The organism is Pseudomonas sp. BGI-2, assembly GCF_004310295.1.
In the GTDB taxonomy this organism is placed as follows: Bacteria; Pseudomonadota; Gammaproteobacteria; order Pseudomonadales; family Pseudomonadaceae; genus Aquipseudomonas.
Window position 1 is genome coordinate 74,994 of record NZ_SISB01000024.1, and the last position, 26,369, is coordinate 101,362.

Consider the following 26,369-nt stretch of genomic DNA (forward strand, 5'->3'; position numbering starts at 1 on the left):
AAAAAAGCCCCAACTCAAATGAGCCAGGGCTTTTTGTTTGAAGCGCTACAACGACTTAGCCGTTGAACACGTCATCCACGCTTTTCAGCGGGTAGTTCTTCGGATACGGCAGGGTCGCTACGCCGGTCTCGATGGCAGCCTTGGCCACGGCATCGGAGATCAGGGTGATCAGGCGGGCATCCATTGGTTTCGGAATGATGTATTCACGACCGAACTCCAGCTTGATGCCACCGTAGGCGTCGCACACTTCCTGAGGAACCGGCAACTTGGCCAGTTCACGCAGGGCGTTGGCGGCAGCCACTTTCATTTCTTCGTTGATGCGTTTGGCGCGAACGTCCAGGGCACCGCGGAAGATGAACGGGAAGCCCAGCACGTTGTTGACCTGGTTCGGGTAGTCCGAACGGCCGGTGGCCATGATCACATCGTCACGGGTGGCGTGCGCCAGTTCCGGGGAGATTTCCGGATCCGGGTTGGAGCATGCGAAGACGATCGGGTTGGCCGCCATGGACTTCAGGCCTTCAGCGCTCAGCAGGTTCGGGCCGGACAGGCCCACGAACACGTCAGCACCGGTCAGGGCGTCAGCCAGGGTGCGCTTGTCGGTCGCGTGAGCGAAGACAGCCTTGTACTGGTTCAGGTCGTCACGGCCGGAGTGGATCACGCCGGTGCGGTCAACCATGAAGATGTTTTCGATGTTGGCGCCCATGCTCACCAGCAATTTCATGCAGGAAATGGCGGCCGCACCGGCGCCAAGGCAGACGATCTTGGCGTCAGCCAGGGTTTTGCCAGCGATTTCCAGGGCGTTGATCATGCCGGCCGCAGTAACGATCGCGGTGCCGTGCTGGTCATCGTGGAACACTGGAATGTCGCACTGTTCGATCAGAGCGCGTTCGATCTCAAAGCACTCAGGTGCCTTGATGTCTTCCAGGTTGATGCCACCGAAGGTGATGGAGATACGCTTGACGGTGTCGATGAAGGCTTGCGGGCTTTCGGAGTCGACTTCGATGTCGAAAACGTCGATGCCGGCGAAGCGCTTGAACAGCACGCCTTTACCTTCCATGACTGGCTTGGAAGCCAATGGGCCGAGGTTACCCAGGCCGAGAATCGCGGTGCCATCGGAAATGACTGCAACCAGGTTGCCTTTGCCGGTGTATTTGTAGGCCAGTTCAGGATCGCGGGCGATTTCGCGTACTGGTTCGGCTACGCCGGGGCTGTAGGCCAGCGACAGATCGCGGGCGGTAGCGGTGGCCTTGGTGAGCTCGACACTCAGCTTCCCTGGACGAGGATGGGCGTGATATTCGAGAGCGGCAGTTTTCAAATCAGACATGTGGGCATTCCGCTTTTACTGTTGGACAGACGGACCGCCGAGGATACGCGTGTCGCAAAGTCCCCACAAGACTGACCAGTCACCCCTGTCAAGCGCCCTGCCCTACGACTTTGGGCCAAGAGCCACGGAACACAAGGGATAGACTGTTCACAATCGACTGAAAAAATGTCTACAATTTTTCCCAAGGCGCCGCTTGCAGCATCGCCGGGGCGGTCAGTGGCAGAAGCCAGCGCGCCTGCCCGGGTTTCAAACCACCGCGGCGCGAACGATCCAGTACCCAGCCACGCGCCTCAATCTGCTTGCCCTTCAGTCGCTCAAGCGATGCCACATCGAATTGCCCGAGCAAATTGGGTGCAACGCGCAATACAACCGAGTCCTGTAACTCAATCCAAACCCCGCCGCGATTGCGCTGAACCTTGCTCACACGACCGCTGAGCACGGCAAAACCGGAAGCGGTGATTTGCTCCGCTTTCAGTACAGGTGATTGCCGCCACACGCCAAGTCCGGCCTGACGGGCGCTACGTTCGGCGGCTTGCTGGCAGCCGACCAAATCGACATTCGGCGCGACCGCCACTTGAAAACCGAGGCCCTCGGCGAGCATCTGCGCTTCGAGGTTGGCGCCATCGGCACCGTAGACATGCGCCAACGTGCGACCGTAATGGTCTTTGCTTTCTTTGCCGGGCAGCAAACCCACGCGCCCGTCGCTGGACGTCACCAGCGCTTCCAGCCGTTTGCGCGCGACCACGGCAAACGGCTCGTCGGAACGGCCCTGTTTGCCCAGCTCAGGCGTATTCAAGCCGATCATGCGCACGCTGCGGCCATCGCGCAGGCGCAAGGTGTCGCCATCCACCACGCGTTGCACGACGACGGGTGTCAGACCGCTCGGCACCGGGCAAAAGGCCTGGGCGCCGGACAACCAAATCGCGGACACAAAAAAGGCGCCCGCAAGGGACGCCTTTTTCAATAGCAAGGTAAAGCCCATGAGGCCTTCGAACCTTACTCTGCAGCAGCAGGTTTCTTGCCGAAAGCACCGAAACGGTCTGCGAAGCGCTGAACGCGGCCGCCAGTGTCCAGAGTCTTCTGCTTACCGGTGTAGAACGGGTGGCACTCGTTGCAAACGTCGATCGGCAGAGCTTTGCCGAAGGTCGAACGAGTTTCGAACTTGTTGCCACAGCTGCAAGTAACAGCAATGACTGGATAATCTGGATGGATTTCAGCTTTCATGGTGTCTTCCTCGGGCTGCGTGCCGCCACCCAACACTATTGTTGAATACCGCACGTAATTAGGCCGCGGATTCTAACAGACATTGCCAATCACGCAAGCTGTCGCTCACACCAGTCGTCTGCTAGGCTCCCGACCCAAAGCGCCATCCCTGTGGGAGCGCGCCTGCTCCCACAGGTTGTTCGTTCAGCCTTCATTTACTGCCCCGCCCAAAGAGAATCCCCCGCGTGCCCGAAGCCATTTTGCGCCTCGCCCTGCCTTCGCCACTGCGCCGTCTGTTCGATTACCGTGCCCCGGCCGGGGTCCTGCGCGCCCAGTTGCAACCGGGCATGCGCCTGCGGGTGCCGTTCGGCCGCCGGGAGATGATCGGGATTCTTGTGGAGGTCACCGACACCAGCGAAGTGCCGGTAGAAAAGCTCAAACCGGCCCTGGCGTTGCTCGACGCCACGCCGCCGTTGCCGCCGGCACTGTTCAAGCTGTGCCTGTGGACCTCGCAGTATTACCAGCACAGCCTCGGCGACACCTTGAGTTGGGCGCTGCCTGTGTTGTTGCGCCAAGGCGAACTGGCCGAGGCGCGCCAGGAACGCTTCTGGTCCGCCGCGCCCGGCGCCAGCCTTGATGACCCGCGCATCGCCCGGGCGCCGCGCCAGCGCGAAGCCCTGGCCACGCTGGCTCAACACCCCCACGGCGTCGCCCATCAATTGCTGAGCAAACTGATGCTGAGCAAGGACAGCCTGGATTTGTTGCTGGCCAAGGGTCTGGTGCAGGTGGAAATCCGCAAGCACGCCCCCGGCGCTCGCCACGAGCACTGGCTGGCGCAACCGGAGTTGCCGCTCAACCCCGAGCAGCGCGCCGCCTATGAGGCGATTCGCGCCGGGTTCGACAGTTATCACGCGTTCCTGCTGGCCGGTGTCACCGGCAGCGGCAAGACCGAAGTCTATTTGCAGCTGATTCGCGAAACCCTCGAAGCCGGCAAGCAAGCGCTGGTGTTGATTCCGGAGATCAACCTCGGCCCGCAAACCCTGGCGCGCTTCGAGCAGCGTTTCAATGCGCGCATCGCGCTGATCCACTCGGCGGTCAATGATCGAGAACGCCTCGAAGCCTGGCTCGCCGCCCGGGATGGTGACGCCGACATTATTATCGGCACCCGTTCGGCGCTGTTCACGCCGATGAAGAACCCCGGCCTGATCATCATCGATGAAGAGCACGACGGTTCCTATAAACAGCAGGAAGGCTTGCGCTATCACGCCCGCGACCTGGCATTGGTCCGCGCCCGGCAGGAAAACATCCCGATTGTCCTCGGTTCCGCCACGCCTTCGCTGGAAAGCCTGCACAACGCCTACACCGGCCGTTATGGCCTCCTGCGATTAAACGAGCGTGCTGGTGGCGCCAAACAGCCGCGATTTCTGCGCCTGGACGTAAAAAGCCGTCCGCTGGACAGCGGCATTTCCGGGCCGATGCAGCAAGCCATCGGTCAGACACTGGCCGCGGGCCAACAAGTATTGGTGTTCCTTAACCGTCGCGGTTTTGCGCCAACCTTGCTGTGTCACGACTGCGGCTGGATGTCCGAGTGCCAGCGCTGCGATGCGCGGATGACCGTGCACCAGCGCTCCGGCGAACTGCGCTGCCACCATTGCGGCTACGTCGAGCGCGTGCCACGGCACTGCCCGAAATGTGGCAAAGTCGATTTGCGGCCAGTGGGCGCCGGCACCGAGCGCGCCGAAGAGCGATTGGGGATTTTGTTTCCGGATGTCCCGGTGCTGCGGGTCGACCGCGACAGCACCTCGCGCAAGGACGCGATGAATCAGCTGTTCGCGACCATCCAGAAAGGCCAACCGTGCATTCTGGTCGGCACGCAGATGCTTGCCAAAGGGCATCACTTCCCACGGGTGACGCTGGTGTCGATTCTCGATGCCGATGGCGGGCTGTTTTCCGGCGACTTCCGCGCCAGCGAGCGCATGGCGCAGCTGATCGTCCAGGTTGCCGGGCGTGCGGGACGCGCTGAAGAGCCGGGTAAAGTGATCATCCAGACGCATCTGGCCGACCATCCGCTGCTGGTGCAATTGACTGAACAGGGTTACTTCGCCTTTGCCGAACAGGCCTTGAGCGAACGTCGCTCGGCGGGTCTACCGCCGTTTGCGCACTTGGCATTGCTGCGGGCTGAAGCGCACAAACCGGGGCAGGCCGAAGGCTTTCTCGATGAGGCGTGCAGCGAGGCCGAGCGCTTGCTGGCCGAGCAGAATTTGACCGGGATTGAACTGCTCGGGCCGGTGCCGGCACCGATGGAACGCCGGGCCGGGCGATATCGTGCGCAGTTGTTGTTGCAAGCGACAGCTCGGGCGCCGCTGCATCGGCTGTTAAGCAACTGGTTGCTGGTGCTGGAGCAGATGCCGAGCGGGCGGGCGGTGCGTTGGTCGTTGGATGTCGATCCTGTCGATTTGTATTGATTGGAAGATTGCCTTCGCGGGCAAGCCTCGCTCCTACAGGGTTTGGGTTGTACGCAACATCAGCGAACGACGTAAATCCGTAGGAGCGAGGCTTGCCCGCGAAGGCGGTCTATTTGTCACCACATACCCATAACCTGCCCGCTATAGTTGGCAAGCCCGTCTTCGCAACGGATAATGCCCAGTTTTTCCACCAGCGCATCGAAGCGCCGCCGCGCTTGCGGTCGAAAGAGAACACCATGAAAGACACCATTCGCCAGCTGATCCAACAAGCCATCACCCAACTCGTCAACGAAGGTGTGTTGCCTGAAGGCCTGTCGCCGGCGATCCAGGTGGAAAACTCCCGTGACAAGAAGAACGGCGATTTCGCCAGCAACATCGCCATGATGCTGGCCAAACCGGCCGGCATGAAGCCGCGCGATCTGGCGGAGAAAATCATCGCTGCGCTGCCGACTGACGAAAACGTCACCAAGACCGAAATCGCCGGCCCGGGCTTCCTGAACTTCTTCCAGAATACTGATGCCCTGGCCTCTCGCCTGGACGCCGCCCTGGCCGATGAGCACATCGGCGTGCGCAAGGCCGGTCCAGTACAACGCACTGTCGTCGACCTGTCGGCACCGAACCTGGCCAAAGAGATGCACGTCGGCCACTTGCGTTCGACCATCATCGGCGACGGCGTGGCGCGCGTTCTGGAGTTCCTCGGCGACGAAGTCGTCCGTCAGAACCACGTCGGCGACTGGGGCACCCAGTTCGGCATGCTGATGGCCTATCTGCAGGAAAACCCGATCACCAGCGACGAGCTGTCGGACCTGGAAAACTTCTACCGCGCCGCCAAGCAACGCTTCGACGAATCCGAAGAGTTCGCTGACCGCGCCCGTGGCCTGGTGGTCAAGCTGCAAGCCGGCGACCCGGACTGCCTGGCGCTGTGGACCAAGTTCAAAGACATCTCACTGTCGCACTGCCAGAAAATCTACGAACTGCTGAACGTCAAACTGACCATGGCCGACGTGATGGGCGAAAGCGCCTACAACGACGACCTGATCAACGTGGTCAACGACCTCAAGACCGCCGGCCTGCTGGTCGAGAGCAACGGCGCCCAGTGCGTGTTCCTCGACGAATTCAAGAATGCCGACGGCGACCCGCTGCCAGTGATCATCGTCAAGGCTGACGGCGGCTACCTCTACGCCACCACCGACCTGGCGGCCGTGCGTTACCGCAGCGGCCAGTTGAAGGCGGATCGCGCGCTGTACTTCGTCGACCAGCGTCAGGCCCTGCACTTCCAACAAGTGTTCCAGGTCGCGCGCCTGGCCGGTTTCGTGACGCACCCGATGGAAATGGAACACATGGGCTTCGGCACCATGAACGGTAAAGATGGCCGCCCATTCAAAACCCGTGATGGCGGCACCGTGAAGCTGATCGACTTGCTGACCGAAGCCCAGGAACGCGCCTACACCCTGGTGAAGGACAAGAACCCGGAGTTGGCCGAAGACGAATTGCGCAACATCGCCAGGGTCGTGGGCATTGGCGCGGTGAAATACGCCGACCTGTCCAAGCATCGCACCAGCGACTACAGCTTCAACTTCGACCTGATGCTGAACTTCGAAGGCAACACCGCACCGTACCTGCTGTACGCCTACACCCGCGTGGCCGGCGTGTTCCGCAAACTCGGCAAGGACTTCAGCGAAGTCGAAGGCCAGATCGTCCTCGAAGCGGCGCACGAACACGAGCTGGCGGCGAAGCTCGCGCAGTTCGGCGAAGTGCTGAACAGCGTTTGCGACAAGGGCACGCCGCACATCCTCTGCACGTACCTGTACGATGTCGCCGGCCTGTTCTCCAGTTTCTACGAGAACTGCCCGATCCTCAGTGCCGACACTCCGGCGCAAATGCAGAGCCGTCTGCGCCTCGCCGCGCTGACCGGCCGCACTCTCAAGCAAGGCCTGGAACTCTTGGGTCTGGAAACTCTGGAGCGTATGTAAGTTGGCTGCCAAGAAAAAACCTGCACCCAAGCGTGGCGCCAGCCGTTACCAAGCTCCTGCAAAGCAACCGATCCCGGGTTGGCTGTGGATGGCCATCGGCCTGACGGTCGGCGCATTCATTGTGTTCCTGATGAAGCTGGAGCCAGGCAAGGGCAGCGAGAGTGTCAAGCGCGAGAGGATCGAGCAACAGAAGGCCAAAATCGCCGAGGCTAACAAGACCCCGCCGAGCCCGACGCAACCGGTGAAGCCGAAGTACGACTTCTACACCCTGCTGCCGGAATCGGAAGTCATCGTACCGCCGGATGCCGTGCCGGAGAAAACCCTGCCGACGCCGCAAGTGCCAGCCATTCCGACGACGCCGGTCACGCCAGAGCAAGCGGCGAAGATCGATACCGCGCGGGCTCAGGCCGCACTGGCCGGGATCACTCCGCCGCCAGCGCCACCGGTGTCCAAAGCGGCCCCGGTGACCAAGTTCTTCCTGCAGGCCGGTTCTTTCCGCAAGGAGACTGACGCGGACAAGGTTCGGGCCCAGATCATCCTGCTGGGCCAGGCGGTGGCGGTTGAATCCGGAACCGTTAAGGACGAGACCTGGTATCGGGTTTTGGTCGGACCGTTCAGCAACCGCGAACAGCTGACCACGGCGCAGAAACAACTGTCCGGCGCCGGCTTCAGCAACCTGCTGTTACAACAACGCCAGAACCGCTGATTTCCTCAGCGGCACCGCGTTATCGTTCTTCGCGGGCAAGCCTCGCTCCTACAGATAACGCATCGCTCGCATTATTGTGAACGCCGTAAAATGCACCGTTCGCCGTATGTGTGAACGGTGCATTACCTGTAGGAGCGAGGCTTGCCCGCGAAGGCGCCAGAACAGACAACACACCTTCCCCCGCTATTACACCGCTCGTCCCCCGCCAAGTCCTACAGTTGAAAAACGCATCACCACCCCCATATGAGTTTGCATAAGGCATTTTCGCCCCGCTGCGTGGAGACTCTCCCTTGACCACCATCGTTTCAGTTCGCCGCCACGGCAAAGTCGTCATGGGCGGCGACGGCCAGGTTTCTCTCGGCAATACCGTGATGAAAGGCAACGCGAAGAAAGTTCGTCGCCTGTACCACGGCCAGGTGATCGCCGGTTTTGCCGGGGCCACCGCTGACGCCTTCACCCTCTTCGAGCGTTTCGAAGGCCAGCTTGAGAAACATCAAGGCCACCTGGTTCGCGCTGCCGTCGAGCTCGCCAAAGAATGGCGCACCGACCGCTCCCTCAGCCGTCTCGAAGCCATGCTCGCGGTCGCCAACAAAGACGCCTCCCTGATCATCACCGGCAACGGCGACGTGGTCGAACCTGAAGAAGGCTTGATCGCCATGGGTTCCGGTGGCGGTTACGCCCAGGCCGCCGCCAGCGCGCTGCTGAAGAAAACCGATCTGTCGGCTCGCGAAATCGTCGAAACCGCGCTCGGTATCGCCGGCGACATCTGCGTATTCACCAACCACACCTTCACCATTGAGGAGCAGGACCTCGCTGAGTAAGCCTGTTTTGGCCACCACGCCACGGCTTACTTTTGCTTGAGGACCGCCAATTATTATGTCCATGACTCCCCGTGAAATCGTCCACGAACTCAATCGCCACATCATCGGCCAGGACGATGCCAAGCGCGCCGTCGCCATCGCGCTGCGTAACCGCTGGCGCCGGATGCAACTGCCCGAAGAGCTGCGCGTTGAAGTAACTCCCAAGAACATCCTGATGATCGGCCCGACCGGTGTCGGTAAAACCGAGATCGCCCGTCGCCTGGCCAAACTCGCCAACGCGCCGTTCATCAAAGTCGAAGCGACCAAGTTCACCGAAGTCGGTTATGTCGGCCGCGACGTTGAATCGATCATTCGTGACCTGGCTGACGCGGCGATCAAGCTGCTGCGCGAACAGGAAATGACCAAGGTTCGTCACCGCGCCGAAGACGCCGCCGAAGAACGCATCCTTGACGCGCTGCTGCCACCGGCACGCATGGGCTTCAACAATGACGACGCGCCATCGGCCGACTCCAACACCCGTCAGCTGTTCCGCAAGCGCCTGCGTGAAGGTCAGCTGGATGACAAGGAGATCGAAATCGAAGTCGCCGAAATGGCCGGCGTCGATATCTCCGCGCCACCGGGCATGGAAGAAATGACCAACCAGTTGCAGAGCCTGTTCGCCAACATGGGCAAGGGCAAAAAGAAGAACCGCAAGATCAAGGTCAAGGAAGCGCTGAAACTGGTGCGTGACGAAGAAGCCGGTCGCCTGGTCAACGAAGAAGAGTTGAAGGCCAAGGCGCTGGAAGCCGTCGAGCAGCACGGTATCGTGTTCATCGACGAAATCGACAAGGTCGCCAAGCGCGGCAACACCGGTGGCGTCGACGTGTCCCGTGAAGGCGTACAGCGCGACCTGCTGCCGCTGATCGAAGGCTGCACCGTCAACACCAAGCTGGGCATGGTCAAGACCGACCACATCCTGTTCATCGCCTCCGGTGCGTTCCACTTGAGCAAGCCAAGCGACCTGGTGCCGGAGCTGCAAGGTCGTCTGCCAATTCGTGTCGAGCTGAAGGCGCTGACGCCGGAAGACTTCGAACGCATCCTCAGCGAGCCGCACGCGTCGCTCACCGAGCAGTACTGCGCCTTGCTGAAAACCGAAGGCCTGGTCATCGAGTTCCAGCCGGACGGCATCAAGCGCATCGCCGAGATCGCCTGGCAGGTCAACGAGAAGACCGAGAACATCGGTGCCCGTCGCCTGCACACTTTGCTCGAGCGCCTGCTTGAAGAAGTGTCGTTCAGCGCCGGCGACCTGGCCAGCGCCCACGACGACAAGGTGATCCTGATCGACGCCGAGTACGTCAACAGCCACCTCGGTGAATTGGCACAGAACGAAGACCTGTCCCGTTATATTCTGTAAGCCAAACTTGTAGGAGCGAAGCTTGCTCGCGAAATCGGTCATTCATTCAACATACATGTCGACTGAACTGACGCTTTCGCGAGCAAGCTTCGCTCCTACAGGGTTCCATCCATAACGGAACTCAGGCCATGACCCAACTCCCCACCGACATCAAACTGCACAAAGCCTCGAAAACCCTGTCGCTGAAATACGCGTCCGGCGAGGAACATCACCTGCCCGCCGAGTTCTTGCGCGTGCATTCTCCTTCCGCGGAAGTCCAGGGCCACGGCAAACCTATCCTGCAATTTGGCAAGATCGGCGTAGGCCTGATCAAGGTAGAACCGGCCGGTCAGTACGCACTGAAATTGACCTTCGACGACGGCCACGACAGCGGCCTGTTCACCTGGGAATATCTGTACCAGTTGGGCGTGCGTCAGGAGGACCTTTGGAACGATTATCTTGGCGAACTGAAAGCCGCCGGAAAAACCCGCGATCCGAATGAATCCATCGTCAAGCTGATGCTCTAGGTCAAGCCTCTTGCTCTTTAGAGGGCATTTTCTAATTCCATCTGTTTGAATGCTCCGCTTCTGGGTCAATGATTGGCCCGCTTGCGAAAAAAATTAAACTCGGGTAACCAATGGAGCTGGCAAGTTCCCTGCAGTGCTCTCTGCCGTAAAAAGCAGCGATGCAGAATTAACGGTCACCCGAGCAGAAGTACCTGGCCTTGGCTGTGTCACTACACAGCTGGACCCAGGTACTCGTCTCAGGACAATGGAGCGTCGTAGATGAGTAACAAGAATAACGATGACTTGAAGTATCAAGCCTCGGAAAACACCTTGGGGCTGAATCCTGTCGTTGGGCTGCGTGGAAAGGATTTATTGGCGTCAGCTCGAATGGTGCTCAGGCAGGCCATCAAACAACCGATTCACAGTGCCAGGCATGTTGCCCATTTCGGCCTTGAACTGAAGAACGTGTTGTTCGGTAAATCGGAGCTTCTACCCACAAGCGATGACCGTCGCTTTGCCGATCCGGCCTGGAGCCAGAACCCGCTCTACAAACGTTATTTGCAAACTTACCTGGCGTGGCGCAAGGAACTCCACGACTGGATCGACGACAGCAATCTGCCGCCCAAAGACGTCAGCCGCGGGCATTTCGTGATCAACCTCATGACCGAAGCCATGGCGCCGACCAACAGTGCGGCCAACCCGGCGGCGGTCAAACGCTTCTTCGAAACGGGTGGTAAAAGCCTGCTCGACGGCCTCTCGCACCTGGCCAAGGATCTGGTGCACAACGGCGGCATGCCGAGCCAGGTCAACATGGGTGCGTTCGAAGTCGGCAAGAGCCTGGGCGTGACCGAAGGCGCGGTGGTGTTCCGCAACGACGTGCTGGAGCTGATCCAGTACCGCCCGATCACCGAGCAGGTGCACGAGCGTCCGCTGCTGGTGGTGCCGCCGCAGATCAACAAGTTCTATGTATTCGACTTGAGCCCGGACAAAAGCCTGGCGCGTTTCTGTCTGCGCAACAACGTGCAGACGTTTATCGTCAGCTGGCGCAACCCGACCAAGGAGCAGCGCGAGTGGGGTCTGTCGACCTACATCGAGGCGCTCAAGGAAGCGGTCGACGTGGTCACCGCGATCACCGGCAGCAAAGACGTGAACATGCTCGGCGCCTGCTCCGGCGGCATCACCTGCACCGCGCTGCTGGGCCACTACGCCGCGATCGGCGAGAAGAAGGTCAACGCCCTGACGTTGCTGGTCAGCGTGCTGGACACCACCCTGGACAGCGACGTGGCCTTGTTCGTCGACGAACAGACCCTCGAAGCCGCCAAGCGCCATTCCTATCAGGCCGGTGTGCTGGAGGGCCGCGACATGGCGAAAGTCTTCGCCTGGATGCGCCCCAACGATTTGATCTGGAACTACTGGGTCAACAACTACCTGCTGGGCAACGAGCCGCCGGTGTTCGACATCCTGTTCTGGAACAACGACACCACACGGTTAACCGCCGCATTCCACGGCGACCTGATCGAAATGTTCAAAAGCAATCCACTGATCCGTCCCGATGCACTGGAAGTGTGCGGTACGCCGATCGATCTGAAGCAGGTCACGGCCGACATCTTTTCCCTGGCCGGCACCAACGACCACATCACTCCGTGGAAGTCCTGCTACAAGTCGGCGCAGTTGTTCGGCGGCAAGGTGGAATTCGTGCTGTCCAGCAGCGGGCATATCCAGAGCATTCTTAACCCGCCGGGCAACCCGAAATCGCGCTACATGACCAGCACGGACATGCCGGTCAAAGCCGAAGAATGGCAAGAAAATTCCACCAAGCACACTGACTCCTGGTGGCTGCACTGGCAGGCCTGGCAGGCCGAGCGTTCGGGCAAGCTGAAGAAATCCCCGGCGAGCCTGGGCAACAAGGTTTACCCGGCAGGCGAGGCGGCGCCAGGCACTTACGTACACGAGCGGTAACCAACACCCCGCCCTCTGTAGGAGCGAAGCTTGCTCGCGAAAGCGGTCATTCATCCAACATGGATGTCGAATGACTTGACGCCTTCGCGAGCAAGCTTCGCTCCTACAGGGGACCGGGATAATTAACCCACAGGGCCTGAAGCATGCCGCAACCGTTCATATTCCGTACTGTCGACCTGGATGGCCAGACCCTCCGCACGGCAGTACGCCCCGGCAAGCCTCACTTGACGCCCTTGCTGATTTTCAACGGCATCGGCGCCAACCTGGAGCTGGTGTTTCCGTTCGTCGCGGCGCTGGACCCGGACCTGGAAGTCATCGCTTTCGATGTACCCGGTGTCGGCGGTTCGTCGACGCCCAATCGGCCGTATCGCTTTCCGGGCCTGGCGAAACTCACGACGCGGATGCTCGACTATCTCGACTACGGGCAAGTCAACGTCATCGGTGTTTCCTGGGGCGGCGCCCTCGCCCAGCAATTCGCGTACGACTATCCCGAGCGCTGCAAGAAACTCGTGCTGGCGGCCACGGCGGCCGGTGCGGTAATGGTGCCGGGCAAACCGAAAGTGTTGTGGATGATGGCCAGCCCACGGCGCTACATCCAGCCGTCTCACGTGATCCGTATTGCGCCAATGATTTATGGCGGTTCGTTCCGTCGCGATCCGACCCTGGCCGCCAGCCATGCCGCCAAGGTTCGCTCGGCAGGCAAACTCGGTTACTACTGGCAGCTGTTCGCCGGACTTGGCTGGACCAGCATTCACTGGCTGCACAAGATCCATCAGCCGACCCTGGTCCTGGCCGGCGACGACGATCCCCTGATTCCGCTGATCAACATGCGTTTGCTCGCCTGGCGAATCCCCAATGCTCAGTTACACATCATCGATGACGGGCACCTGTTCCTGATTACGCGCGCCGAAGCCGTGGCACCGATCATCATGAAATTCCTCGAGGAGGAACGTCAGCGTGCCGTGATGCATCCGCATCCGTCGCCATTGGGCGGTTAACCGGCCCATTGTCGGTCGGCAGGACGCCGCACCGCGCAACAACCCGTAACAGCGTCTATGGTGTTCTGGTTCGATGTGTTTGTATTTGGCCTGAAAGACGAAGGAGTGTTGACACATGCGCGACAAACCAGCGAGGGACTTTTTGCCCACACCCGCCGCGTTCATCAATGCACAGAGTGCGATCACCGGCCTGCGTGGCCGGGATCTGCTGTCGACCCTGCGCAGCGTTGCCGCCCATGGCCTGCGCAACCCGGTGAACAGCGCACGACATGCCTTGAAACTGGGCGGCCAACTGGGCCGTGTACTGCTGGGCGAAACCCTGCACCCGACCAACCCGCAGGACAATCGTTTTGCCGACCCTGCGTGGAGTCTCAACCCGTTTTATCGCCGCAGCTTGCAGGCCTACCTGAGCTGGCAGAAGCAGGTCAAAAGCTGGATCGACGAGAGCAACATGAGCCCCGACGATCGCGCTCGTGCCCACTTTGCGTTCGCCTTGCTCAATGACGCCGTGGCGCCGTCCAACACCCTGCTCAATCCGCTGGCGATCAAGGAGATCTTCAACTCCGGCGGCAACAGCCTGGTGCGCGGCATCAGCCATCTGCTCGACGACTTCCTGCACAACGATGGCTTACCCAGACAAGTCACCAAGCACTCTTTCGAGGTCGGCAAAACGGTCGCCACCACCACCGGTTCCGTGGTGTTTCGCAATGAGCTGCTGGAGCTGATCCAGTACAAGCCGATGAGCGAAAAGCAGTATTCAAAGCCGCTGCTGGTGGTGCCGCCGCAGATCAACAAGTACTACATTTTCGACCTGAGCCCGCACAACAGCTTCGTCCAGTTCGCCCTGAAAAACGGCCTGCAGACGTTCATGATCAGCTGGCGCAATCCGGACGTGCGGCACCGCGAATGGGGCCTGTCGTCCTACGTCGAAGCGGTGGAGGAAGCGATGAACGTCTGCCGGGCGATCACCGGCGCTCGCGAGGTCAACCTGATGGGCGCTTGCGCCGGCGGGATGACCATCGCCGCGCTGCAAGGCCACTTGCAGGCGAAGCGGCAACTGCGGCGGGTGTCCAGCGCGACGTACCTGGTGAGCCTGCTCGACAGCCAGATGGACAGCCCGGCCACGCTTTTCGCCGATGAACAGACCCTGGAAGCGGCCAAGCGTCGTTCGTATCAGAAAGGTGTGCTGGACGGCCGCGACATGGCCAAGGTATTTGCCTGGATGCGCCCCAACGATTTGATCTGGAGCTATTTCGTCAACAATTACCTGCTGGGCAAAGAGCCGCCAGCGTTCGACATTCTCTACTGGAACAACGACAACACGCGCCTGCCGGCAGCCTTGCATGGCGACCTCCTGGACTTCTTCAAGCACAACCCGCTGGGTCATCCGGGCGGTCTGGAAGTGTGCGGCACGCCGATCGACTTGCAGAAAGTCAACGTCGACAGCTTCAGCGTAGCCGGCATCAACGACCACATCACGCCGTGGGATGCGGTGTATCGCTCGACGCTGCTGCTGGGTGGCGAACGACGCTTCGTGCTGTCCAACAGCGGTCATGTGCAGAGCATCCTCAACCCGCCATCGAACCCGAAAGCCAACTTCGTCGAGGGCACGAAACTGAGCAGCGACCCTCGGGCCTGGTATTACGACGCCAAGCAAGTCGACGGTAGCTGGTGGACACAGTGGCTGGGCTGGATTCAGGAGCGCTCGGGGGCGCAAAAAGAAACCCACATGACCCTCGGCAACCAGAACTATCCACCGCTGGAGGCGGCACCCGGCACTTACGTACGCGTGCGCTGACTGACAACGAACCACGGCACACGACTGCCGTGGCATGACTCGACCATTAAGAAGACTGGATGAAAACCCGCGACCGGATCCTCGAATGTGCCCTGCAATTGTTCAATCAGAAGGGTGAACCGAACGTTTCGACCATGGAAGTTGCCAACGAAATGGGCATCAGCCCAGGCAACCTCTACTACCACTTCCACGGCAAGGAACCGTTGATTCTCGGATTGTTCGAGCGTTTCCAGTCCGAGCTTGCGCCACTGCTTGATCCTCCGGCCGATGTGGAGTTGGCACCAGAGGACTACTGGCTGTTCCTGCACTTAATCGTCGAACGGCTGGCCCATTACCGGTTTCTGTTTCAGGACCTGTCGAACCTGGCCGGGCGCTTGCCGAAACTGGCCAAGGGCATCCGCAATCTGCTCAATGCACTGAAGCGCACGCTGGCTTCATTGTTGGCACGATTGAAGGCTCAGGGGCAGTTGGTCAGCGATACGCAAGCGCTGGGGCAGTTGGTGGAGCAGATCACCATGACGCTGCTGTTCTCGCTGGACTATCAGCGGATTCTTGATCGCGAGGGGGAAGTCAGGTTGGTGGTGTATCAGATCATGATGCTGGTGGCGCCGCATTTGCTGCCGCCGATCAAGGTGGCGACGGAGCAGTTGGCCCTCCAATACCTGGAAGAACACGAATAACCCCTGAACACCGTCGCCCCCTGTGGGAGCTAGCCTGCTAGCGATAGCGATTTATCCGTCGACATTGTTGTTTACTGATGAACCGCTATCGCTAGCAGGCTAGCTCCCACAGGGGGCCGCCGTGTGTGCAGAACCGTGCACAAACAAAAAACGCCCGACCTTTGCAGGCCGGGCGTTTTCTTGAGCCCTGAAAATCAGGACTGACTGGTTGGCGTCGATGGAGCTGGCGCGGCAATCGGGGTTACAGCAGGAGTCGGCGCGGTAGCAGAGTTCGATGTGCTGACCGGAGTCGACGAGGTTGCCGGTTTGGCGGCAGCCACTGCTGGTTTTGGTGCGGCAGCTTTAGGCGCGGCCGGCTTTTTCACTGCCGGCTTCTTCGCTGCGGCCGGTTTGGCTGCGGCTTTGGCGGCGACCGATTTGACCGCTGCCTTGGCTGCTGCAGGTTTAGCGGCGGCAGTTTTAGTAGCGGACTTGGCTGCGGACGCGACTTTCGACGCGGCTTTAGCTACCGGTTTAGCGGCAGCTTTTGCCAGCGGCTTGGCAGCAGTTTTTGCCGCTGCGGTTTTCGCTACGACAGGCGCCACCTTGGCACCGGTGAGTTTTTCGATTTGCTTGGTCAGGGTATCGACCTTGCTGTGCAGCGCTTTCACTTCATTGCGGCTCGGTACACCCAGGCGCGAAATGGCGCTGTTCAGGCGCTTGTCGAAAGCCCCTTCCAGCTCATCCCACTTGCCCAGCGCACGATCTTTCACGCCGCTGATGCGCGACTTGGCCGACGAAGCGGAATCCTTGACGTCATCGACTTTCTTGCCGACAGCGCTCTTGGTGAGCTTCTCGGCTTTCTCGCCGTCTTTAACCAATGTATCGAAGAGCTTGCTGCCGTCAGTGTCGATCTTCGAGTACACGCCTAAACCAGCCAGCCAGATTTTGCGGGAGTAGTCTTCGACTTTCCCGATCCAAGAGCTGCCTTCTTTTTCGGTGTTCTTTTTACCAGCCATCCCGTTCTCCTTAAGATTTACGCGCGACGCGTTCGAGCAATGCCGTCAGCTCATCGAGCTTAGCAGAGAGTGTCTCAACGTCATGTTTAGACGGAATGCCGATACGATTCAAGGCACTTGCGACACGCGAGTCAAAAGCCTTCTCGACCTTGTCGAGTTGAAGTTCGACCTTGGCTTTGAATGTGCTCACCTCACTCTTGGCTTCATCAATCTCTGTGTTAGCGGCTTCAAGTTTCTCGGCAACTACTTCTTTGCCTTTTTTTTCAACAGCTTGACCCGCGACGATCAACTCTTGAAAGTACTCGTTGCCCTCTTGGCCGACCCTGGTGTAGGCCCCCAGGCCTGCCAGCCAGATCTTGCGGGCGTAAGATTTAACGTCGCTCAGAGCAGTCGTCGAAGCGTCGATTTTTTTCTTCAAAATAACTTTGGCCATGGTGCACCTCACGCGCAGAAGGTTTGAGGAACTGCCCGCGAAAGTGTCGGGCTCAGGCACAAAGTAGGGAGAAAAATTAGAAACGGCACCCTAACAACTGACATAAACGTTTGGGTACAACGCTCCCACAGGAATTGCATTCACAAATCCACTGCCGGTCAAGCCAACGCTTTATCGAGGGCCTTCTCGATTTCCGATTTGATGGTGCCGCTCATGGCCGACATCAACAGGCCCAGTTCGACATCGACCTTGATCGAGTCCTCGCTCACATGCACTGCGCCTTTAACGCCGGAACGTTTGAGATTCAGGGTGTCACCGGACCACTGCGGTTCCAGACCATATTGATCGGACAGCTTTTGCGCCAACTTGTCGGCCTTCTCGCGGGCCGCTTCCTTGCCCAGGCCGTGGGCACGCTCAACACTAATACGGGCCATCGAATGACTCCTGCTTTATGAATACTTTCCTGAAGCATCTTGACCGCTGCTGCGGCAAAACGTCCCGGTGGTTACCTATCTTACCTGCAGCCTTGCCAAGACAAAGCAGGCCACCGGGATTAGAATGTCCCGCATTCTCTTTTGGTGACAGCGATATGACTGATCAGCGCAAAGGCAGCGATGCCGAACCCACCACTCACTTCGGCTTCAAAAACGTTCCGGAAAGCCAGAAAGCGGAAAAAGTCGCTGAGGTTTTCCACTCGGTAGCCGCCAAGTACGACTTGATGAACGACCTCCTGTCGGGCGGCATGCACCGTTTGTGGAAGCGTTTCGCGATCGAGCTGTCGGGCGTTCGCACCGGTAACCGCGTGCTGGACATCGCCGGCGGTACCGGTGACCTGACCAAGAAGTTCTCGCACCTCGTTGGCCCGACCGGCCAGGTGGTGTTGGCCGACATCAACGAATCCATGCTCAAGGTCGGTCGTGACCGCCTGCTGGATCTGGGTGTGGCCGGCAACGTCGAGTTCGTTCAGGCCGACGCTGAAAAACTGCCGTTCCCGGACAACCATTTCGACTGCGTGACCATCGCCTTCGGCCTGCGCAACGTGACGCATAAAGAAGACGCCCTGCGTTCGATGCTGCGCGTGCTGAAACCGGGCGGTCGTTTGCTGGTGCTGGAATTCTCCAAGCCGACCAACGCGCTGATGTCCAAAGCCTATGACGCCTACTCGTTCGCCTTCATGCCGTTGATGGGCAAGCTGATCACCAACGACTCGGAAAGCTATCGATACCTGGCCGAATCGATCCGCATGCACCCGAATCAGGAAACCCTGAAGTCGATGATGGTCGAGGCCGGTTTCGACCGCGTGACCTACCACAACATGACCGCAGGCATCGTCGCCCTGCACCGCGGTATCAAACCCTGATGTTGCTGGCCGGCCTGCTCGCCAGCGTTGAACTCGGTCTGAACCGGGTGCTGCGTCTCGACAGCACGGCGCTGCCGAGGCTGGCGCATTTGAGCGGCAAGGTGATTGCCGTCGACTGCCGCAGCCCGGCGTTGCAGCTATTCATCCTGCCCAGCGACGAAGGCCTGATGCTGGCGTCTCACTGGGAAACCGGCGCCGACTGCACCTTGCGGGCACCGGCCTCCAGCCTGCTGAAACTGGCCATGAGCAAGGACAAGACTTCGGTCCTGCATGCTCCCGAAGTCGAACTCGACGGCGACAGCGGCGTGCTGCTGGAACTGGCGGCGATCCTTCAGGACCTTGAGCTGGACTGGGAGTACGAACTCTCGCGCTGGCTGGGACCGGTCGCCACGCAACTGGTCGGCGGTCACCTGCGCAGCCGCGCACGCTGGTATCAGCAAGGGTTCGCCAGCCTCAATCAGAATCTTGGCGAATACCTGGCCGAAGAATCGCGCACCCTCGTCGGTCAGCGCGAAGCTGAAGCCCGTTTCAATGAACTGGACCAGATCAAACTCGATCTGGACCGTCTCGAGGCGCGCTTCGAGCGCCTTTCCCGATCCCTCGACCCAAGCGATAACGCATGAAGCTGCTTGCCGCCCGCCGTTTGTTGCGCATACAGCGCGTTGTGATTCGCTACCGCCTCGATGACCTGCTGTTCGCCCTGCCATTGCCCTGGTTTCTGCTGGCGCTGCGCTACGCCTTACCGTGGCGCTGGTTCCCACGCAAGACGCTGGACCTGAGCCGTGGCGCACGATTGCGTTTGGCGTTGCAGGACCTGGGACCGATTTTCATCAAGTTCGGCCAAATCCTGTCCACCCGCCGCGACTTGTTGCCTGAAGACATCGCTGATGAGCTGATGAAGCTGCAGGACCGCGTGCCGCCGTTCGACTCGCAAGTGTCGATCAAGCTGATTGAAGAGCAGCTCGGCAAAAAGATCAGTGAAGTGTTCAGCCGCTTCGACGTCGAGCCACTGGCCTCGGCCTCCGTGGCGCAGGTGCATGCCGCGCAGCTGAAAACCGGTGAAGAAGTGGTGGTCAAGGTCATCCGCCCGGGCCTCAAACCGATCATCGCGCAGGATCTCGCGTGGCTGTTCATCCTCGCCCGCGCCGCCGAAAAGCTCTCGGCCGACGCGCGCCTGCTGCACCCGGTGGACGTGGTACTGGACTACGAAAAAACCATCTACGACGAACTCGACCTGCTGCGCGAAGCGGCCAACGCCAGCCAGTTGAAGCGCAACTTCGACGGCTCGGAGCTGCTCTACGTGCCGCAAGTCTATTGGGACTGGTGCCGACCGAAAGTGCTGGTGATGGAGCGCATCTACGGGATTCAGGTCACCGACCTCGCGACCCTGGCCGACCAGCGCACCGACATGAAAATGCTCGCCGAACGCGGGGTGGAAATCTTCTTCACCCAAGTGTTCCGCGATAGCTTCTTCCACGCCGACATGCACCCCGGCAACATTTTCGTCAGCACCGTGAACCCGTGGAGCCCGCAGTACATTGCGATCGACTGCGGCATCGTCGGCAGCCTGACCCCGGAAGATCAGGATTACCTGGCGCGCAACCTGTTCGCGTTCTTCAAGCGTGATTACCGTCGTGTCGCGCAGCTGCACATCGATTCGGGCTGGGTGCCGGCGGAAACCAAACTCAACGAATTCGAAGCGGCGATCCGCACCGTGTGCGAGCCAATCTTCGAAAAACCGTTAAAAGATATTTCCTTCGGCCAGGTGCTGATGCGCCTGTTCCAGACCGCTCGACGCTTCAACATGGAAGTGCAACCCCAGCTGGTTCTGCTGCAAAAAACCCTGTTGAACATCGAAGGCCTGGGCCGTCAGCTGTATCCGGACCTCGATTTGTGGAACACCGCCCAGCCGTTCCTCGAACGCTGGATGCGCGAACGCGTCAGCCCCAAAGCCTTGATCGGCAACGTGCAGAGCCAATTCGAACAACTGCCGCACCTGGCCAACATGGCCCGCGACCTGCTTGAGCGCATGTCCCAACCGCACGCTTACGACCCACCGCCGCCGTGGCACCGGCGCAAGGACGACTGGTTCATGCGCTTGCTCGGCTCTGCGCACCTGGCAGGCGGCACGATACTCGCGGCCGGTGGGCCGTTGAACGAACTGGGCCATTGGCCGGCCGGCATCATGGTGGCCGTCGGTTTGTATCTGGTCGTTCGCCGATAGCCAGCGCCCCCGCACGCTGGCACACTGTTTCAACGCTTGGGTTCTACTCATGTAGTGTGGAACCCGCTGTCGGAGTCGAAGATGAAAAACTGGCTGGACGAGATCAAGTGGGACGCTGATGGCCTGGTGCCGGCGATTGCCCAGGATCACAAGACCGGGCGCGTCCTGATGATGGCCTGGATGAACCGCGAAGCACTGGAACTGAGCGCTGCCGAAAACCGTGCCATTTACTGGTCACGTTCCCGTGGCAAGCTGTGGCGCAAGGGCGAAGAGTCCGGCCACGTGCAAACACTGCATGAGATGCGCCTGGACTGTGACGCCGACGTGATCATCCTGATGGTCGAGCAGATCGGCGATATCGCCTGCCATACCGGCCGTCAGAGCTGCTTCTACCGCGTCTTCGAGAACGGCGACTGGAAAACCGTCGACCCGGTTCTGAAAGACCCGCACGCTATCTATTCCGCAGGACACACCCATGAGTGACACTCTGACCCGTCTGGCCGAGGTGCTGGAAGAGCGCAAAGGCGCCGCCGCCGACAGCTCGTATGTCGCCAGCCTGTACCACAAGGGCTTGAACAAGATTCTGGAAAAAGTCGGCGAAGAGTCGGTCGAAACCATTATTGCCGCCAAGGATGCCGCCATCAGCGGTGACTGCAGCGATGTGATCTACGAGACCGCCGATTTGTGGTTCCACAGCATGGTCATGCTCGCCCAACTGGGACAGCATCCGCAGGCTGTGCTCGATGAACTGGACCGTCGTTTCGGTCTGTCCGGACACGCCGAGAAAGCCTCGCGCCCGTCCGCCTGAACAACTATTAGAGAGGAGCAGCAACATGGGCATTTTTGACTGGAAACACTGGATCGTCATCCTGGTTGTTGTCGTTTTGGTGTTCGGCACCAAGAAACTGAAAAACCTCGGCACTGACGTGGGCGAATCGATCAAGGGCTTCAAGAAAGCCATGAACGACGACGAAAAACCGGCTGATCCGACTGTTACCCCGGCACAACCGGTGCCACCGGTTCAGCCACAGACCACGCAGTCCGTGAACCAGCCGCACACCATCGACGTGCAGGCGCAAAAGGTCGAAGAGCCGATCCGCAAAGACGTGTGAGCACTGACTAATGTTTGGTATCAGCTTCTCTGAACTGCTGCTCGTCGGCCTCATCGCCCTGCTGGTGCTGGGTCCCGAGCGTCTGCCGGGTGCTGCGCGCACCGCCGGCCTGTGGGTCGGTCGTCTGAAGCGCAGCTTCAACGCGATCAAACAGGAAGTTGAACGTGAAATCGGTGCCGACGAGATTCGTCGGCAACTGCACAACGAGCACATTCTGTCGCTGGAACAGGAGGCGCGGAAGATTTTCACGCCGACCCAGCAGGAAGCCACACCGGTTCAGCCGGTTGAGCCGGTCGCGGAGCAGACGATTCATGCTCCTGCCGCCGTGCCTGCACCGGCGGCCACAGAGCCTACGCCCGTCGTTGCAGCGCCACCGGTTGAACCTGCCACGCCTGCGGCTGCGCCTGTTGCGCCGGCCCCTCATGACCCAACACTGGCGCCGCGAGCCCCATGAGCGATCTTCCTGAAAATGACCAGCACATGCCGCTGGTTTCGCACCTCACCGAGTTGCGTACCCGCCTGCTGCGCTGTGTAGCGGCGATCTTCATTATCTTCGCCGGGTTGTTCGCCTTCACCCAGCAGATCTACACCTTCGTCTCGACGCCGCTTCGCCAGTATCTGCCCGTGGGCGCGACGATGATCGCCACTGACGTGTCGTCGCCGTTCCTGACACCGTTAAAGCTGACCATGATGGTGTCGCTGTTCCTGGCGATCCCGGTGATCCTGCATCAGATCTGGGGCTTCATCGCGCCGGGTCTGTACAAGCATGAAAAACGCATCGCCGTGCCTTTGCTGGTATCGAGCATCATGCTGTTCTACGCCGGCATGGCCTTCGCCTATTACCTGGTGTTCCCGCTGATCTTCAAATTCTTCGCCGCCGCCACCCCGGCCGGCGTGGAAATGATGACCGACATCAGCAGCTACCTCGACTTCGTCATGACGCTGTTCTTCGCCTTCGGCGTGGCGTTCGAGATCCCGGTGGCCGTGGTGCTGCTGGTGTGGATCGGCGTGGTCGACGTCAAATACCTGAAGAAAATCCGCCCGTACGTGATCATCGGCTGCTTCGTGGTCGGCATGATCCTGACGCCGCCGGACATCTTCTCGCAGACGCTGTTGGCGGTACCGATGTGGCTGTTGTTCGAGATCGGCATCCTGTTCGGCGGCCTGATCAGCAAGCGCGGCGAACATCCCGACGACCAGCCGGCTGACGACCACAACGACCAGCCGCCAGCGACCCAGCCGTGAACCTGCTGCTCCTCGAAGAGGCCGACTTCATTGCGGCCGACCGGGTGATCCTGCGGGATCGCCGGCTGACTCACATGCAGGAAGTTCATCGATCCGTGGTCGGCGACAGTTTGCGGGTCGGGCGTATCGGTGGGCTGATGGGCTCGGCCGAGTTGCTGCGTCTGGACGCCGATGAAGCCGAATTGCGCGTCACGCTCGACCAGCCGCCACCGGCCAAGCTGCCACTGACGCTGGTGCTGGCCCTGCCACGGCCGAAAATGCTGCGCAGGGTGTTTCAGACCGTGGCGGCCATGGGTGTGCCACGAATCATTCTGGTGAACAGCTATCGCGTCGAGAAGAGCTTCTGGCAAACGCCGTTTCTGGAGCCAGAGGCGATTCGCGAGCAACTGATCCTCGGCCTGGAACAGGCCCGGGACAGCGTACTGCCGGAAATCGTCATCGAGAAACGCTTCAAGCCGTTCGTCGAAGACCGTCTGCCGGCCGTTACCGAAGGCACTCTCGGCCTCGTCGGCCACCCTGGTAACTACCCGCCCTGCCCCCGGGGTCTGGACGAACCGGTAACCCTGGCCATCGGCCCCGAAGGCGGCTGGATCCCTTACGAAATCGACCTGCTGGCCAAGTCCGGTCTGCAACCGGTACAACTCGGCGAACGCATCTTACGCGTCGAAACCGCCGTCACTGCGTTGCTCGCCCGCCTCTTTTAAGGTCAAACACGGTCCACTGTGGCGAGGGGGCTTGTCGGAACGCCGCATCGCCCCGTTTGGGCGCTAAGCGGCCACCGCTTTTTTCCTGCAAAACCGTATCTGCCTATTTGCGACTGCTTCGCAGCCGAACGGGGCGGTGCGGCGGTCCGACAAGTCCCCTCGCCACAGGTATTTACTCGCCTGAACATTGCGTTGCGCCTACAGATTAGTCGTCGCCTGCCGATACAGTTCCCATAAAACCAATGAGTGTCCGAGGGAGTAGCAGCATGTACCGTTGGCTAGCCGAGAATCTGGGAAACGTAAGCGTCAATCGCAAACTGGGGATCGGCTTCGGTCTGGTGCTGCTGCTAACCTTGCTGATCACCTTTACAGGCTGGACCGGCCTGACGGGCGTGATGAGCCGTGGTGACAAGCTCGGGTTCATCGCCAGTCTCAATGACCTGACCAAAGACCTGCGCCTGGCCCGCATGGACTACGACATGCGCCGCGGAGAACAAGGCCCGGCCGCCGTCAACGACCTGCTGAGCCGACTCGACGCCGGCCTGCAAACCGCGCGCAAATTGATCGAACAGCCTTCTGACGTGGCGATGATCGACCAGCAACTCGCCGCCGTCGGCCAGTACAAGCAAGCCTTCATCGCGATGACCCAGGCCGGCGCCACCCGCGAAGACGCCCGCAGCAAACTGGGCGCGACCGCCGACAACGCAGTGGCCCGCGTCGCCGAGGTCGAAAAATCCATGCTGCAAGGCGACAGCGTCGCCGATTTCAACAGTGTGATCGACCTGAGCAAGCTGATTCAGCAGGCCCGCTTCCAGGTTCGCGGCTACACCTACAGCGGCAAGACCGAGGCCGAGCAACCGGCGCTGGACGCCATCGACAACGCCCTGAAGAACCTCGAAAGCCTGCCGTCCAAACTGCCGGAGCAGCACATCGCCAACCTGCAACAGGCCACCGATTCGCTCAAAGCCTACCGCGCCGCCGTCAGCCAGTTCCGCGACTCCCAGGTTGCCAGCGCCGCCGCCCTCAAACGCATGGCCGAGCAAGGCGAGATCCTGCTCGACGTCAGCAAAAAACTCACCGTTTCGCAAACCATCGTCCGGGACACCGACGCTGCGCACGCCAAGAACCTGCTGCTGATGGCCACCGTTCTGGCCGTGGCGTTTGGCTTGCTGGCGGCATGGGCAATCACTCGCCAGATCGTGGTTCCGTTGAACCAGACCCTCAAAGTGGCCGAGCGCGTGGCCGCTGGCGATCTTACGCAAAACCTTGTTTCCGAGCGTCGCGACGAATTGGGCCAGCTCCAGCGCGCCATGCAGAGCATGACCCTGGGCCTGCGCGAACTGATCGGTGGCATCAGCGATGGCGTCACGCAAATCGCCAGCGCCGCCGAAGAGTTGTCGGCCGTGACCGAGCAGACCAGCGCCGGGGTCAACAGCCAGAAGGTCGAGACCGACCAGGTGGCGACCGCAATGAACGAAATGACCGCCACCGTGCAGGAAGTCGCGCGTAACGCCGAAGAAGCCTCTGAAGCCGCCGTTGCCGCCGATCAACAGGCTCGCGAAGGCGACAAAGTGGTCGGCGAAGCCATCGCCCAGATCGAGCGCCTGGCCCTCGAAGTCGGTAATTCCACCGCGGCCATGGGCGATCTCAAACGCGAGAGCGACAAAATCGGCAGCGTGCTCGACGTGATCAAATCCGTGGCCCAACAAACCAACCTGTTGGCACTCAACGCTGCGATTGAGGCCGCCCGTGCCGGTGAAGCCGGACGCGGTTTCGCGGTGGTCGCCGACGAAGTCCGCAGCCTGGCCCAGCGCACCCAGAAGTCCACCGAGGAAATCGAAGAGCTGATCGTCGGCCTGCAAACCGGCACCCAGCAAGTGGCAACCATCATGGACAACAGCCGCAGCCTGACCGACAGCAGCGTCGAACTGACCCGCCGCGCCGGCAGCTCGCTGGAAAGCATCACCCGCACCGTGTCGGCGATTCAGTCGATGAACCAGCAGATCGCTGCGGCGGCCGAGCAGCAAACCGCGGTGGCCGAGGAGATCAACCGTAGCGTGCTGAACGTGCGCGACGTGTCTGAGCAGACCTCGGCAGCCAGTGAAGAGACCGCGGCCTCCAGCGTTGAACTGGCACGGTTGGGGACGCATCTTCAGATGCTGGTTGGGCGGTTCAAGGTTTGAAACCGAGGTGATGCTTTCGCGGGCAAGCCTCGCTCCTACAGTAATGCTGTTCACTTAAGACAATCATCAGTCGAGCGAGAACCTGTGGCGAGGGGATTCAGCGAAACGTCGCACCGCCCCGTTCGGCTGCGAAGCGGCCCCCTGCGCCCGTTCAGACAGACCGAGTTGTGTGGATTTACGACTGCTTCGCCGGCCCACGAGGGGGCGGGGCGGCTCGCTGTATTCTCCCTCCCCACACACAGGGCCGCCCGTCACTGCACTCGCTTTAGACCGTGGGAAAAGAGCTTTTTTTTGGACTTGGCGGG

26 protein-coding genes are annotated in these 26,369 nt (G+C 60.4%); 20 read left to right on the forward strand and 6 right to left on the reverse strand.

Annotation, left to right across the window (positions count from 1 at the left end):
• Positions 1 to 55 precede the first annotated feature (55 nt).
• From EYC95_RS17340 to rpmE, 3 genes are all read right to left on the reverse strand, one after another.
• The gene (locus tag EYC95_RS17340; protein WP_046031175.1) at positions 56 to 1,324 is read right to left on the reverse strand and encodes a malic enzyme-like NAD(P)-binding protein; all 1,269 of its coding nucleotides are present in this window, start codon (positions 1,322 to 1,324) and stop codon (positions 56 to 58) included.
• Between the two features lie 169 nt (positions 1,325 to 1,493).
• Complete coding sequence (locus EYC95_RS17345; RefSeq protein ID WP_131061459.1) at positions 1,494 to 2,306, reverse strand: thermonuclease family protein; 813 nt, start codon at positions 2,304 to 2,306, stop codon at positions 1,494 to 1,496.
• 14 nt (positions 2,307 to 2,320) lie between these two features.
• Positions 2,321 to 2,548 carry a 50S ribosomal protein L31 gene (rpmE, locus tag EYC95_RS17350; RefSeq protein ID WP_131061460.1) on the reverse strand — a complete coding sequence of 76 codons (228 nt, stop codon included), beginning with the start codon at positions 2,546 to 2,548 and terminating at the stop codon, positions 2,321 to 2,323.
• A gap of 224 nt (positions 2,549 to 2,772) precedes the next feature.
• Between rpmE and EYC95_RS17355 the strand changes: the two genes are divergently transcribed.
• The 10 genes from EYC95_RS17355 to EYC95_RS17400 all read left to right on the forward strand — a co-directional run bounded on the left by EYC95_RS17355 (position 2,773) and on the right by EYC95_RS17400 (position 15,805).
• The gene (locus EYC95_RS17355) at positions 2,773 to 4,992 is read left to right on the forward strand and encodes a primosomal protein N' (RefSeq protein ID WP_131061461.1); all 2,220 of its coding nucleotides are present in this window, start codon (positions 2,773 to 2,775) and stop codon (positions 4,990 to 4,992) included.
• 236 nt (positions 4,993 to 5,228) lie between these two features.
• The gene (gene argS / locus EYC95_RS17360) at positions 5,229 to 6,965 is read left to right on the forward strand and encodes an arginine--tRNA ligase (protein WP_131061462.1); all 1,737 of its coding nucleotides are present in this window, start codon (positions 5,229 to 5,231) and stop codon (positions 6,963 to 6,965) included.
• A gap of 1 nt (position 6,966) precedes the next feature.
• The gene (locus EYC95_RS17365) at positions 6,967 to 7,671 is read left to right on the forward strand and encodes an SPOR domain-containing protein (RefSeq protein WP_131061463.1); all 705 of its coding nucleotides are present in this window, start codon (positions 6,967 to 6,969) and stop codon (positions 7,669 to 7,671) included.
• Between the two features lie 290 nt (positions 7,672 to 7,961).
• Entirely contained in the window at positions 7,962 to 8,492 is a 531-nt protein-coding gene (gene hslV, locus EYC95_RS17370) for an ATP-dependent protease subunit HslV (RefSeq protein ID WP_007899242.1), read from the forward strand.
• A gap of 55 nt (positions 8,493 to 8,547) precedes the next feature.
• A complete protein-coding gene (gene hslU, locus EYC95_RS17375; RefSeq protein WP_131061464.1) occupies positions 8,548 to 9,885 on the forward strand; it encodes an ATP-dependent protease ATPase subunit HslU in 1,338 nt (445 codons plus the stop codon).
• A gap of 128 nt (positions 9,886 to 10,013) precedes the next feature.
• Entirely contained in the window at positions 10,014 to 10,391 is a 378-nt protein-coding gene (locus EYC95_RS17380; protein WP_131061465.1) for a gamma-butyrobetaine hydroxylase-like domain-containing protein, read from the forward strand.
• A gap of 258 nt (positions 10,392 to 10,649) precedes the next feature.
• Entirely contained in the window at positions 10,650 to 12,329 is a 1,680-nt protein-coding gene (gene phaC / locus EYC95_RS17385; RefSeq protein ID WP_131061466.1) for a class II poly(R)-hydroxyalkanoic acid synthase, read from the forward strand.
• Between the two features lie 143 nt (positions 12,330 to 12,472).
• Positions 12,473 to 13,327: a poly(3-hydroxyalkanoate) depolymerase gene (gene phaZ / locus EYC95_RS17390; RefSeq protein WP_131061467.1), complete on the forward strand. Its 855-nt coding sequence runs from the start codon at positions 12,473 to 12,475 to the stop codon at positions 13,325 to 13,327.
• A 115-nt stretch (positions 13,328 to 13,442) separates the two neighbouring features.
• Positions 13,443 to 15,125, forward strand: a complete 1,683-nt coding sequence (phaC, locus tag EYC95_RS17395) for a class II poly(R)-hydroxyalkanoic acid synthase (protein ID WP_131061468.1) — start codon at positions 13,443 to 13,445, stop codon at positions 15,123 to 15,125.
• A 59-nt stretch (positions 15,126 to 15,184) separates the two neighbouring features.
• Entirely contained in the window at positions 15,185 to 15,805 is a 621-nt protein-coding gene (locus tag EYC95_RS17400; protein ID WP_131061469.1) for a TetR/AcrR family transcriptional regulator, read from the forward strand.
• Positions 15,806 to 15,999: 194 nt separating this feature from the next.
• Here the strand turns inward: EYC95_RS17400 and EYC95_RS17405 are convergent, their stop codons facing one another.
• From EYC95_RS17405 to EYC95_RS17415, 3 genes are all read right to left on the reverse strand, one after another.
• On the reverse strand, positions 16,000 to 16,803 hold the full coding sequence (locus EYC95_RS17405; RefSeq protein WP_131061470.1) for a phasin family protein: 804 nt from the start codon (positions 16,801 to 16,803) through the stop codon (positions 16,000 to 16,002).
• Between the two features lie 10 nt (positions 16,804 to 16,813).
• Complete coding sequence (locus EYC95_RS17410; protein WP_131061471.1) at positions 16,814 to 17,236, reverse strand: phasin family protein; 423 nt, start codon at positions 17,234 to 17,236, stop codon at positions 16,814 to 16,816.
• A gap of 158 nt (positions 17,237 to 17,394) precedes the next feature.
• Complete coding sequence (locus tag EYC95_RS17415) at positions 17,395 to 17,670, reverse strand: polyhydroxyalkanoic acid system family protein (protein ID WP_131061472.1); 276 nt, start codon at positions 17,668 to 17,670, stop codon at positions 17,395 to 17,397.
• A 155-nt stretch (positions 17,671 to 17,825) separates the two neighbouring features.
• Between EYC95_RS17415 and ubiE the strand changes: the two genes are divergently transcribed.
• From ubiE to EYC95_RS17465, 10 genes are all read left to right on the forward strand, one after another.
• Entirely contained in the window at positions 17,826 to 18,596 is a 771-nt protein-coding gene (ubiE, locus tag EYC95_RS17420; RefSeq protein ID WP_007948968.1) for a bifunctional demethylmenaquinone methyltransferase/2-methoxy-6-polyprenyl-1,4-benzoquinol methylase UbiE, read from the forward strand.
• On the forward strand, positions 18,596 to 19,219 hold the full coding sequence (locus EYC95_RS17425; RefSeq protein ID WP_131061473.1) for an SCP2 domain-containing protein: 624 nt from the start codon (positions 18,596 to 18,598) through the stop codon (positions 19,217 to 19,219). Before ubiE ends, EYC95_RS17425 begins: the two co-directional genes overlap by 1 nt.
• Positions 19,216 to 20,820 (forward strand): ubiquinone biosynthesis regulatory protein kinase UbiB, encoded by a 1,605-nt coding sequence (ubiB, locus tag EYC95_RS17430; RefSeq protein ID WP_131061474.1) that lies wholly within the window; start codon positions 19,216 to 19,218, stop codon positions 20,818 to 20,820. The genes EYC95_RS17425 and ubiB overlap by 4 nt, the downstream gene beginning before the upstream one ends.
• 81 nt (positions 20,821 to 20,901) lie before the next feature.
• Positions 20,902 to 21,303, forward strand: a complete 402-nt coding sequence (hisI, locus tag EYC95_RS17435) for a phosphoribosyl-AMP cyclohydrolase (protein WP_054054645.1) — start codon at positions 20,902 to 20,904, stop codon at positions 21,301 to 21,303.
• Positions 21,296 to 21,628 (forward strand): phosphoribosyl-ATP diphosphatase, encoded by a 333-nt coding sequence (locus EYC95_RS17440; protein WP_008047820.1) that lies wholly within the window; start codon positions 21,296 to 21,298, stop codon positions 21,626 to 21,628. The genes hisI and EYC95_RS17440 overlap by 8 nt, the downstream gene beginning before the upstream one ends.
• Before the next feature lie 25 nt (positions 21,629 to 21,653).
• Positions 21,654 to 21,932: a twin-arginine translocase TatA/TatE family subunit gene (locus tag EYC95_RS17445; protein ID WP_010464483.1), complete on the forward strand. Its 279-nt coding sequence runs from the start codon at positions 21,654 to 21,656 to the stop codon at positions 21,930 to 21,932.
• A gap of 10 nt (positions 21,933 to 21,942) precedes the next feature.
• Positions 21,943 to 22,386 carry a Sec-independent protein translocase protein TatB gene (gene tatB, locus EYC95_RS17450; protein ID WP_131061475.1) on the forward strand — a complete coding sequence of 148 codons (444 nt, stop codon included), beginning with the start codon at positions 21,943 to 21,945 and terminating at the stop codon, positions 22,384 to 22,386.
• Complete coding sequence (tatC, locus tag EYC95_RS17455) at positions 22,383 to 23,177, forward strand: twin-arginine translocase subunit TatC (protein WP_131061476.1); 795 nt, start codon at positions 22,383 to 22,385, stop codon at positions 23,175 to 23,177. The genes tatB and tatC overlap by 4 nt, the downstream gene beginning before the upstream one ends.
• Complete coding sequence (locus tag EYC95_RS17460) at positions 23,174 to 23,881, forward strand: 16S rRNA (uracil(1498)-N(3))-methyltransferase (RefSeq protein ID WP_131061477.1); 708 nt, start codon at positions 23,174 to 23,176, stop codon at positions 23,879 to 23,881. Before tatC ends, EYC95_RS17460 begins: the two co-directional genes overlap by 4 nt.
• A 266-nt stretch (positions 23,882 to 24,147) precedes the next feature.
• Complete coding sequence (locus EYC95_RS17465) at positions 24,148 to 26,064, forward strand: methyl-accepting chemotaxis protein (RefSeq protein WP_131061478.1); 1,917 nt, start codon at positions 24,148 to 24,150, stop codon at positions 26,062 to 26,064.
• Positions 26,065 to 26,369 lie beyond the last annotated feature (305 nt).